Genomic DNA, 10,340 nt, shown 5'->3' with positions numbered 1-10,340 from the left:
TCATCAGCACGGAATGATCCGGCATACCCATCGGGCTTTCGCAGCTTCCCGCGCAGAACGCCGGATGTACTTCGTCAGTCCCTGTCATCGAAGCGCTGGTGTGGGTGCCGTCGGCGGCTGGGGTCTGCTCGTGGACACGTGCAGACGTGGCTGCCTGAGCGGAAGCCGACTCCGCTCCCGTGAAGGTGTGCATTGCCAACAGTCCGGCAATGATCGCGAGGGCCGCGAGAGGGGCAAGCAGCAGTCGAGACATGCCCGCAGAGATTCGTGTGCGCGCCTGGATCCTGTTCACTTGCCACCTCCCTCTACAATCCAGCTTACGGTCGAAAGTCAAATCGTGTGCGGGGGGCGGTTCCCGTCCAAGCCGCTTCGCGCGCCGAGTCCTCAGGCCGCGCGCGCGTAACGGGCGGGGTCGGCGTCGAACAAGGGGCCGCAATCCGCACAACAGAACCAGTACCTGGTGCCGTCGTAGTCGCGGAACAGTCCCCGCTGTTCGGCCCACGCCGTGTCGACTTTGTTGCTGGGCATCACCGGGCAGGTCACCAGGTCCGTCGCACCCGTCGGGGGCTCGTGATGGTGCTGTTCATGTCCGCCGTGCCCGTCGTGCGAGCCGTAGTGATTGTGCTGGTCATGCTGGTGCTCGTGCTCGTGCTTCACTGATGTCTTCTCCAAGGTGTTCAGGTACGGGCGTGGACGGTGTTGCGGGTGGGTGCCGTTGTGGTTGCCTCCGTGGCAGGCAAGGGTCGGAAGCTGCGGAGTCGGAGGCTGTTGGTGACCACGAACACGCTGCTGAACGCCATCGCGGCGCCGGCGAGGATCGGGTTGAGTAGCGCGAGCATCGCGACCGGGATCGCGGCGATGTTGTACGCGAACGCCCAGAACAGGTTCCCCTTGATCGTGCCGAGGGTGCGGCGGGCCAGTCGGATCGCATCCGACACCAGCACCAGATCCCCGGAGACGATGGTGAGGTCTGCGGCGGTGATGGCCGCGTCCGTGCCAGTGCCCATCGCGATTCCCAGGTCCGCAGCGGCAAGAGCCGGCGCGTCGTTCACGCCGTCGCCCACCATCGCGACCACCTTGCCCGCGGCCTGCAAGTCACGGATGGTGTCGAGCTTGCCCTTGGGGGTAACCCCGGCGCGAACATCGTCGATCCCGGCTGCCTCGGCGATCGTGTGCGCGGCACCGGGATTGTCACCCGTGAGCAGGATTGGGGTCAGCCCGAGACTGCGCAGTCGTGCGATCGCGTCGCGGCTGGTCGGCTTAATGGTGTCGGCAACACTGATTGTGCCTCGCACCTGCCCGTCCCAGGCGATAACCGTGACTGTCGCCCCGGCCGCCTCGTCGATTGCGATCGCAGCGCGCAGCTCCTTGGGGATCGGGAGTGCCCACTGGGCGGTGATCCAGGAGGCCCGACCGGCGACGACCAGACGGCCATCGACAATGCCCTGCACTCCCTGCCCGGTCTCGGCTGCGAACGACTCCACCGCACGGCCAACTCGGGTGGCCGCGCTGGTGATCGCGCTGGTGATCGCACGGCCGATGGGGTGCTCGGAGCCGTGCTCAACGGCGGCGGCGAACTGGATCAGTTCAGCCGTATCGGTGCCCGCGGCGGTATTGCTGCCTGTGATCGCCATGGTGCCCGCGGTGATGGTGCCGGTCTTGTCCAGCACGACGGTGTCGACGCGGCGAGTCTGTTCGAGCACCTGGGGGCCGCGAATGAGGATGCCCAGTTGAGCGCCACGGCCGGTGCCGACCAGCAATGCGGTCGGTGTGGCGAGCCCAAGTGCGCAGGGGCAGGCGATGATCAAGGTCGTCACTGCGGCGGTGAAGGCGATCTCGGGGCCTGCCCCGGCCATCAGCCAGCCGGCGAAGGCGATCAGGGCGAGGGCGATGACGACGGGAACGAAGATCGCGGACACCCGGTCGGCGAGGCGCTGCGCCTGGGCTTTGCCCGTCTGTGCTTCTTCGACGAGCCTGGCCATGCGTGCCAGCTCAGTGTCGGCGCCGACGCGGGTGACCTCCACCAGCAGGCGCCCGCCGGTGTTCACAGTCGCACCGACCACGCGGGAGCCGGGGCCGACCTCGACCGGGACGGACTCGCCGGTGAGCATCGACTCATCGACTGCCGAGACTCCCTCTGCGACCAGACCGTCCGCGGGGATCTTCTCCCCGGGCCGTACCACGACGATGTCGCCGGGGACGAGCTGACCGACTGGAACGCGCAGCTCGGCGCCGGTGCGGATGACGACGGCATCTTTCGCGCCGAGCTCGAGCAATGCGCGGAGTGCTTCGCCGGACTGCTGCTTTGCCCGGATCTCGAGGTAGCGGCCGAGGAGAATGAACACGGTCACCAGGGAGGCGACCTCCAGGTAGATCTCGTGGCCACTCGCCTGTGGGATCCCGACTAAGGTGACGCTCATCGTCATGCCCGACATCCCCGCCCCGCCGAAGAACAAGGCGTACAGCGACCAACCGAACGCGGCGAGCACACCCAGGCTAATCAGCGTATCCATGGTTGCGGCTCCATGCCGGGCGTTGATCGCCGCCGCACGGTGGAATGGCCACGCGCCCCACACCACCACCGGCGCGGCCAAGGCAAGCGCGAGCCACTGCCAGTAGGTGAACTGCAGCACGGGGACCATAGACAGCACCGCGACCGGCGCCGCCAGCGCCGCCGAGATGATCAACCGATGCCGCAACGACGCGAGCTCCTCGTCCTGCGGTAGCGCAGCCCGCTCGTCGTCGGGGCCAGCGGGCGGGGCCGGGATGGATGCCTCGTACCCCGCCTGCTCGACCGCCGCGATCAACTGCTCTACGGCGACCTGACCCTCAGCATGAACCCGGGCCTTCTCCGTGGCGAAGTTCACCGTCGCCTGGACCCCAGGCAACTTGTTCAGCTTCCGCTCCACCCGGTTTGCGCAGGACGCGCACGTCATCCCGATGATGTCGAGATCGACGTCGACGGTGCTCATGAGGCGGGGGCGAGGCTGTACCCGGCCTCCTCGACCGCCGCCCGCACCTGCTCCGCGTCCACCGCGGCCCCGCTTGACACGGTCACCGTGGAAACCCCGCCCGCGTGCAGGTCCACCGAGACCTCGGAGACCCCTGCGATCGCGGAGATCTCCTCGGTGACGCTGCTTACACAATGCGAGCACGTCATCCCGGTCACGAAGAACCGTGCCGACTCGGCCGCCGCGGGCGTGCCGGACTCTGCCGGCGCCGCGCTCTGAACAGAGCTGCAGCACGCGCACCCTCCGCCGTTCGCCGCCTGCAGACCGAGGTCCTTGATTCCCTGTTCCGTCATGATGAGCTCCCTTCGCGAGCTGTCCAAAAAGTGAGTTTGTCTTGTGTTCGTCTAGGAGCGGACCAGACGCGCGATCGCGGAGTTCGCCTCTTGCAGCTTCTCTTTCGCGACGGGTCCGCCTTCCGCCGTCGCCTGCGCAACGCAATGCCCGAGATGATCTTCCAGCAGCGTCAACGCAACCGATTCCAGCGCTTTCGTTGCCGCCGAGACCTGGGTAAGGATGTCGATGCAGTACACGTCCTCATCAACCATTCGCGCGATGCCACGCACCTGCCCCTCCGCCCGACGCAGTCGCGCAAGCAGAGCCTGCTTGTCATCCACATATCCGTGGGCCATCTGCGCCCCTCTCTGCATACCCGGTAGGGGTACAGCGTATCCTATACCCAGTAGGGGTATAGGATATCTGTGCGGTCGGCCCGAGCGTGAGCGGCGTCCATCCCCAACCATCTGACCGACGGAGCCCGTTGGCATGTCGCTCGAAGGGGGCGGCGGTAGACTGCTTCCTGAAGGAGAGTCAGAGTGAGAGCATTTCGGACGGATCTCCGCCCACGGGGCTCGTCGCGTCGGCGCACTTTGCTCTTGCTGATCGCCGTCATCCCTCTGATCGCCGGGATCTTGGCGATGCACTCGCTCGGCCTGGAAGTAGACCAAGCAAGTCTGGTCACGCCTACCGTGTCCGCCGTATCGGTAACGGGGATGCACTCTCATGCCACGGAAGGGACGTCGACCCCCGTCGCCGTCCCCGAAGCGTGCGGGTCAATCTTCTGTGACGGTCCTCGAGCGATGACTGCGGTGGAGTGCATTCTCGCACTCGCGTCGGCTCTGTCGCTTCTCATGTTGATTGGCCGATCACGAGGCGACACGCTTCTCGCCATTGCGAGAGGCTCCGGTCTGGTGTCGGCGGCACCCCCGCGCGACAGCGTGACGCGCGCCCCTGCGCCTTCGTTGACGGTGCTCTCCGTCAGTAGAACCTGACCAGCGACGTCACCCATTCTCGGGTGATCGCCGCGTAGTTTCGGCGCCCGGCGTCTTCTAGACGGCCGTGGCTTGCCGATCTCTCGGGCCTCGCAGTGTCTCGCGCCGGGCAGTGATGCTCTCGCATGGTTCCAGGGCGTGGCGATGACACGCCTCGGAGACATGCTGCGCGGCGTCCCAACCGCGCCGCGCCAGGCCACGCTCACGCTGTCGAGAGATCACTCGCACGCGCAGCACCGCGACACGTGCGCCTGTGCATCCTCACCAACTATGAACTCTCGAGCGTAGGAACCTGAATGCTCACCCCCATCACCTTCATCCCCGCCGCGCTGATTCTGATCGCACTCCTCGGCGTGGCCATCATCTTCCTGTTCTCGCTCAAGGGGAAGGATCTCCATGTCGACAATGAATGAGCAAAGGCACACCGACGCCGGCCTGCCTTCCGGGCACGTCGCGGCGGAGGGCGAAGTAGCGGGGCCGAGTCTGACGATCGGCGGTTGGGCGCGGTGGGGTTGGCGGCAGCTCACCTCGATGCGGACCGCGCTGGTGCTGCTGCTTTTCCTGGCGCTGGCTGCGGTGCCCGGCTCGCTTGTCCCGCAGCAGTCCTCTGACCCGAATGGCGTCATCACGTTCGATCGGGACCACACCGGGTGGGCGTGGGCGGTGAGCCTCTTGCAGCTCCATGACGTGTTCGGGTCGACATGGTTCTCGGCGATCTACCTCTTGCTGTTCATCTCGCTCGTCGGCTGTGTCATCCCTCGGATCCGGCATCACGCAAGAGCTCTTCGCGCATCGCCGCCGGACACGCCCCGCAACCTGTCCCGACTCGCAGCGTACGGCCGCACGCACCATCAGACGAGAGCGGAGACCGACGTCCTGCAAGCGGCTGAACAGGAACTACGGCGCCAGCGCTATCGCGTGGTCCGGGTACGCACGGAGACAGAGCAGTCCATTGCCGCTGAGCGAGGGTACCTCCGTGAAACGGGGAATCTCTTGTTCCACATCGCCTTGTTGGCCATTCTGCTGGTCCTCGCGATCGGCAGCGGCTTCAGATTCACGGGACAACGCGTCCTGATTGAGGGGCAAACTTTTGCCAGCACCCGAATCGCTTACGACTCATTCACCGCCGGCCGCTTTGTCACCGACGCGCAGATCCCGAAGTTCGCGCTCACTCTGAACAGCTTTCGGGTGGGGTACGTCACCGACAATCTCAATGCGCTCGGGATGCCGCGAGACTTCGACGCCGCAGTCACCGTTGAGAGCAACAACCGCAAACAGAAGGCGGACATCCGGGTGAACGATCCGATGCCTGTGGACGGCACCGACATCTTCCTGCTCGGGAACGGCTACGCGCCGACAATCACGGTCCGAAACCCCGCGGGGGCCGTCGTGTTCAGTGACTCGATCCCGTTCCTCCCGCAAGACTCTAAGCTGACCAGCCTCGGCGTCATCAAGGTCCCCGACGGTCTTGCGAAGCAGGTCGGTATGATCGGGCTCTTCTATCCCACGCATGCCAGCACACCGGCTGGCGCCTCCTACTCGAGCTATCCCGACCTCCTCGACCCCGTCGTCTCCCTCGACGTATACGTCGGAGATCTCGGCCTCAACAGCGGCGTGCCCGTATCCGTGTACACGCTAGACACGTCTCGCCTGACGAAGGTGGCCGGCCGCGGCACAGCAACGCCCGGAATCCAACTGACTCCCAACGTTCGTCAACCGCTCCCGAACGGCCTCGGCTCGATCGAACTGACCACAATCCCGCGGTTCGCGTCACTGGACATCGCATACGACCCAACCCAGGGCCCGATGCTCGCTGCCGTCGCGACCGCCGTTGCCGGGCTTGCCCTCTCGCTGTTCGTACCGCGACGACGGGTCTGGGTACGCACAACCCGCCGTGACCACGGCGTCGACATCGAAGTCGGGGCACTCGCCCGCGGTGACGACCCGCGCCTACAACCCATCGTCGATGCCTTCATCGCCCGCCTGCACACCACGCTTGACAACAAAGGAGACCGCGCATGACGTCCTATCTTGAATCGCTCTCGCTTCTGATGGTGTACTCGGCGATCACCATCTATGCGGCCGCGTTCGTCGCCTACACGATCGATCTCGCGCGCCGCACTGCCCCGGTCAACCTGCCCGTTCCCGAAGTCGCCGCAGTCGGCGCGCAGACCCCGGCGCGACGAAACACCTACACCGAGCCCGACACGACAGACCGCGTCGACTCGGGACCCCGAATGGACCGTGCGTCTAAGGCGGCGCGCGCCGGATACGCGCTCACCGTCCTCGGGTGGGTGTTCCAGGTCGCAGCGACCGTCCTCCGCGGAGTCGCCGCGGACCGCGTCCCCTGGGCCAACATGTTCGAGTTCTCGCTGACTGGGACCGCGCTCATCATCGCCACCTTCCTCATCGTGTCGATACGAGTGCGCCTCGCCTATCTCGGGGCAGCGGTACTCGGCCTGGTCGTGCTCTTGGTGGGCGTCGCGACGGTGAGCTTCTACGTCCCCGTGGTGCCGATCATGCCCGCCCTGCAATCTGCGTGGCTTGTGATCCACGTCATGATCGCTATGCTCGCAACCGCATTCCTCGGGCTCGCGTTCCTCGTCAGCACGCTCTACCTGGTCAAACACCGTGGTGAACGCTCGCGGGGGCCGCGCGTCCAACGTCTCCTCGACACCGTCCCGACCACTGAGAACCTGGACCGCCTTGCCTACCGGCTGACGATCATCGGCTTCATCCTCTGGACATTCACGCTCATCGCCGGCGCGATCTGGGCCAGCCGCGCATGGGGCCGGTTCTGGGGATGGGACGTCAAAGAAGTCTGGACCTTTATCGTCTGGGTCCTCTATGCCGCCTATCTCCATGCCACCGCAACACGGGGTTGGCGAGGCGCCAGGGCGGCCTGGCTCTCCGTCGTCGGCTTCGCCGCAGTCGTGTTCAACTTCGGCGTCGTCAATGTCTTCTTCAGCGGCCTGCACTCCTACTCCGGCCTCAAGTAACCAGGAAAGGAACCTCACCATGGCTCGCATACCCGCCGACCGTCCCGTGCCGAACGACCAGGCCGCCCGCTGGCGGCGACACCGAAGGATCGTCCTCATCGGGAAGATCATCATGGGGATCGGCGCCGCTGTCGCGCTGGTCCACTGGCTCGCTCACCTGGAAATCTTCGGCCCCGGCCAACCGCCGGGCTGGCTCGACCTCGTCGCCGGATACCCGACCGGGGTGCTGCTGATCATCGCGGGAGCAATCTTCGCTGGCCGCAAAACACCTACCGCTCGTTCGTAAGGCCTGAACGCAACCACTTCCACACCTCGGCTCCTCAAGGAGAGCAATGAACAAGCTACCCCAACGGGTTCTCTCGCGAGGCACCCCCACTCGTCGACAGCGATTGGCGGTATCGACCCTCACCATCGGGCTTTCCGCTCTTCTTGTCCTAACCGGATGCACCACACGCCCGTCCGGCTTGGAACCGCTGCAGAGAAGCGGAACAACCGGATACGCATCCGGCGACGACACCATCGTGGAAGTCCCCACGGCAAAACGCGATGCCCCGGTCACCTTCGCGGGACCGCTCGAGCGTGGCGGAAACGCAGACTCCACCACCTGGCTCGGCTCCGTTGTCGTCGTCAACTTCTGGTACGCCGCCTGTGGACCCTGCAGGGCGGAAGCTCCGGACCTTCAAGCACTGAACGAGCGATTCTCACCCAAAGGTGTCGTCTTCATCGGAGTCAACGTCCGAGACAGCTCAGGGACTGCGATGTCGTTTGAGAAGGAGTTCGGTGTCACCTACGCATCAATACTCGACGTCAACTCCGGAGCCGTTCAATACGCATTCTCTGGAAAAGCAGCACCGAACGCCGTACCCACGACACTCGTCCTCGACCGCACAGGACGGATGGCGTCCCGCATCTTGGGGCAACTCCCTTCCCGCGACACGCTTGCAGCACTGATTCAAAGCGCACTGAGCGAGGGCGCCACCAAGTGACCACAGTTATCGCCAATGGGCAGCTCTGGGCAGCGGTCCCACTCGCCCTCTTTGCCGGACTCGTGTCCTTTGCGTCGCCCTGCGTGCTGCCACTGGTCCCTGGCTACCTGGGGTACGTGACTGGAACCTCGACGACAACAAGCCGCTGGCGCCCCGTCGCCGGAGCGGGACTGTTCACCATCGGCTTCTCCCTCGTCTTCATCGCCTATGGTGCCGCATTCGGTGCCCTCGGAGGGTGGTTGATCCGGTGGCAGGACACACTCACACGCGCCCTCGGCGCCATCGTCCTCCTCATGGGACTCGTCTTCATCGGTCTGTTTCGACCACTTCAGCGCAGCGCAAAGATCTCCTTTAGGCCGCCCACCGGCGTAGCGGGTGCCCCCCTCCTCGGCCTTGCATTCGGCCTCGGCTGGACCCCCTGCCTAGGCCCGACGCTCGCTGCCATCTCTGCTCTCAGCCTCACCACCGCCTCCGCCGGGCGAGGTGCCCTCCTTGCAATCGCCTACTGTGTCGGCCTCGGGCTCCCATTCATCATTGTTTCTGCAGGCATAGGATGGGCCACCACCACAATCGGGTTCCTGCGCCGGCACGTCAGAGCGATCAACTTGGTCGGCGGTTCAACCATGATCGGAGTCGGCGCGCTCATGATCACCGGCGCCTGGACGATGCTGATGTCATGGGTACAGACCCTCATCGTGGGGACCGTACTTCCAATCTGAGGCGACTAATCCCGCAGGTTGAGCTGGGCCCGGCCAAAGTGACCGGTTCGGACCCGTCAACCGATAGCGCGTTTCAGATCGTCGGCTGTGTCACCATAGTTGACGCGGACCACGGGCAGCTCGAGCTTAGGGGTTCCGATCTTCACCATCCCGTACTCCGTGGTCCGAGCCAGAGGGAAACCGGCCTTCGTCACGCCTTCCTCAGCGGTCACGTTGTAGTGACCGAAGGGATAGGCGACTACCTCCTTCGCGCCGAGGATCTGCGCCGACTTCTCCACGTCGGCGGCGACCTCATCAGCGGAAAGATTCACCATCCGACCCTTGCCGTTGTCGCCAGCTCGGTGCATATCGTCCGTGTGCGAGCGCTGAAGGACGTATGCCGACGGGGATCCCTCCTGGCGCGTGCTCGTGATCACGAACGATGTCGCGAGCAGTTTGTCCTCCGTGACCACGGGGACCGCCAATTGGAACCAGGTAGGTTCGTTGTCGTCGTCGGTGATGATCACAGAGTGCGGTGGTAGATACAGCTTGCCGTCAATGAAGGCGTTCAGCTCGTCCCAGGTGGGCAGATAGAACTTCGAGGTCGCGATGTAGGCCATCTGCGCCCTGAAGTCCTCGATGTAGATGTAGTTCCCGCGCAGCCAGTTGTCTTCGCCGCCCGGCTTGGAGGTGAACCAGTGGTACATCAGGATCGGGATCTTCGAGCCGGCCGCCGTGTTCTGCTCCGGCGTGACCCAGGCTGCGTACAGGGTGCGCCGGTGACCGACGCACGTGGTTAGCTGAGATCCGTTCACCCGGTCGGTCTGAGTCTGGGTCTGCGCGGTCTCGGGAGTCGGGTACCAGCCGGCGAACACGGATCCGGCGCGTTCGGGGATGGGCAGGCCGGTGAACAGCACGCCCGCGGTCTGCAGCATCGGAGCCAGGGCGATCCCGTCGCCCCGGAACGACACCGCGCACGCCTTCGTCGGATCGGCAGCGGTCTTCAGCAGCGCTTCCTCCGGCGTGAGCGGTGTCGGCGTGGGGCTCGGGCTGGGTGTCGTCGCGGTGGCGTCCGGTGTCGTCCCGCCGAACAGTGCGTGCACGGCGGTCGTGATAGTCACGGCCATGAGGGCGAGTGCGAGCGCGGCGATCAGCGCGACCGCCAGCCGACGCTGTCGGATTGCCGCGAGCGACGGGCGCTTGGGGCGCGACGAAACAGGCGGATCTCCGGGCATGTGGCCGAGTGTAGAGGATCTGGGTAGCGCTCCCCGCCGGCGGCCGGGACTGCTGCACGGATAGGTGACAGGTTGTAGTCACGCCGCCAGTGCGACGGTCGTGTTCATGATGGTCTCGAACTCGATGGGCGTCAAACGGCCCA

Annotated in this window: 12 protein-coding genes; 6 read left to right on the top strand and 6 right to left on the bottom strand. The window is 65.3% G+C overall.

The genetic code is table 11. The features are described 5' to 3' along the window. The 5 genes from B7X32_RS13730 to B7X32_RS13710 all read right to left on the bottom strand — a co-directional run. Positions 1 to 253, bottom strand: a 253-nt coding sequence (locus tag B7X32_RS13730) for a hypothetical protein (RefSeq protein ID WP_292720617.1), incomplete at its 3' end; no start/stop codon positions are given. Positions 254 to 384: 131 nt separating this feature from the next. After that, complete coding sequence (locus B7X32_RS13725) at positions 385 to 657, bottom strand: YHS domain-containing protein (protein WP_292720615.1); 273 nt, start codon at positions 655 to 657, stop codon at positions 385 to 387. A 20-nt stretch (positions 658 to 677) separates the two neighbouring features. Then, positions 678 to 2,972, bottom strand: a complete 2,295-nt coding sequence (locus B7X32_RS13720) for a heavy metal translocating P-type ATPase (protein ID WP_292720613.1) — start codon at positions 2,970 to 2,972, stop codon at positions 678 to 680. Beyond that, on the bottom strand, positions 2,969 to 3,304 hold the full coding sequence (locus B7X32_RS13715) for a heavy-metal-associated domain-containing protein (RefSeq protein ID WP_292720611.1): 336 nt from the start codon (positions 3,302 to 3,304) through the stop codon (positions 2,969 to 2,971). The genes B7X32_RS13720 and B7X32_RS13715 overlap by 4 nt, the downstream gene beginning before the upstream one ends. A 51-nt stretch (positions 3,305 to 3,355) precedes the next feature. Beyond that, complete coding sequence (locus B7X32_RS13710) at positions 3,356 to 3,640, bottom strand: metal-sensitive transcriptional regulator (protein WP_292720608.1); 285 nt, start codon at positions 3,638 to 3,640, stop codon at positions 3,356 to 3,358. A gap of 183 nt (positions 3,641 to 3,823) precedes the next feature. Between B7X32_RS13710 and B7X32_RS21075 the strand changes: the two genes are divergently transcribed. The 6 genes from B7X32_RS21075 to B7X32_RS13685 all read left to right on the top strand — a co-directional run bounded on the left by B7X32_RS21075 (position 3,824) and on the right by B7X32_RS13685 (position 8,983). After that, positions 3,824 to 4,279, top strand: coding sequence for a DUF6153 family protein (locus tag B7X32_RS21075; protein ID WP_366246994.1), 456 nt, complete (start codon positions 3,824 to 3,826; stop codon positions 4,277 to 4,279). A 396-nt stretch (positions 4,280 to 4,675) separates the two neighbouring features. Then, entirely contained in the window at positions 4,676 to 6,301 is a 1,626-nt protein-coding gene (locus B7X32_RS13705) for a cytochrome c biogenesis protein ResB (RefSeq protein ID WP_292720606.1), read from the top strand. Further along, positions 6,298 to 7,278 carry a c-type cytochrome biogenesis protein CcsB gene (gene ccsB, locus B7X32_RS13700; protein ID WP_292720603.1) on the top strand — a complete coding sequence of 327 codons (981 nt, stop codon included), beginning with the start codon at positions 6,298 to 6,300 and terminating at the stop codon, positions 7,276 to 7,278. The genes B7X32_RS13705 and ccsB overlap by 4 nt, the downstream gene beginning before the upstream one ends. A gap of 19 nt (positions 7,279 to 7,297) precedes the next feature. Further along, positions 7,298 to 7,564, top strand: coding sequence for a hypothetical protein (locus B7X32_RS13695; protein ID WP_292720601.1), 267 nt, complete (start codon positions 7,298 to 7,300; stop codon positions 7,562 to 7,564). Positions 7,565 to 7,610: 46 nt separating this feature from the next. Continuing rightward, a complete protein-coding gene (locus B7X32_RS13690) occupies positions 7,611 to 8,264 on the top strand; it encodes a TlpA disulfide reductase family protein (protein ID WP_292720599.1) in 654 nt (217 codons plus the stop codon). Next, entirely contained in the window at positions 8,261 to 8,983 is a 723-nt protein-coding gene (locus B7X32_RS13685) for a cytochrome c biogenesis protein CcdA (RefSeq protein ID WP_292720597.1), read from the top strand. Before B7X32_RS13690 ends, B7X32_RS13685 begins: the two co-directional genes overlap by 4 nt. 56 nt (positions 8,984 to 9,039) lie before the next feature. Here B7X32_RS13685 and B7X32_RS13680 read toward each other — a convergent pair whose 3' ends face one another. Further along, on the bottom strand, positions 9,040 to 10,197 hold the full coding sequence (locus B7X32_RS13680) for a polysaccharide deacetylase family protein (protein WP_292720594.1): 1,158 nt from the start codon (positions 10,195 to 10,197) through the stop codon (positions 9,040 to 9,042). Positions 10,198 to 10,340: the final 143 nt, after the last annotated feature.

The sequence above is a fragment of the Microbacterium sp. 13-71-7 genome (assembly GCF_002257455.1).
Lineage (GTDB): Bacteria > Actinomycetota > Actinomycetes > Actinomycetales > Microbacteriaceae > Microbacterium.
Note: the sequence above shows the minus strand (reverse complement) of the source record. Positions and strands in the feature narration are given on the sequence as shown.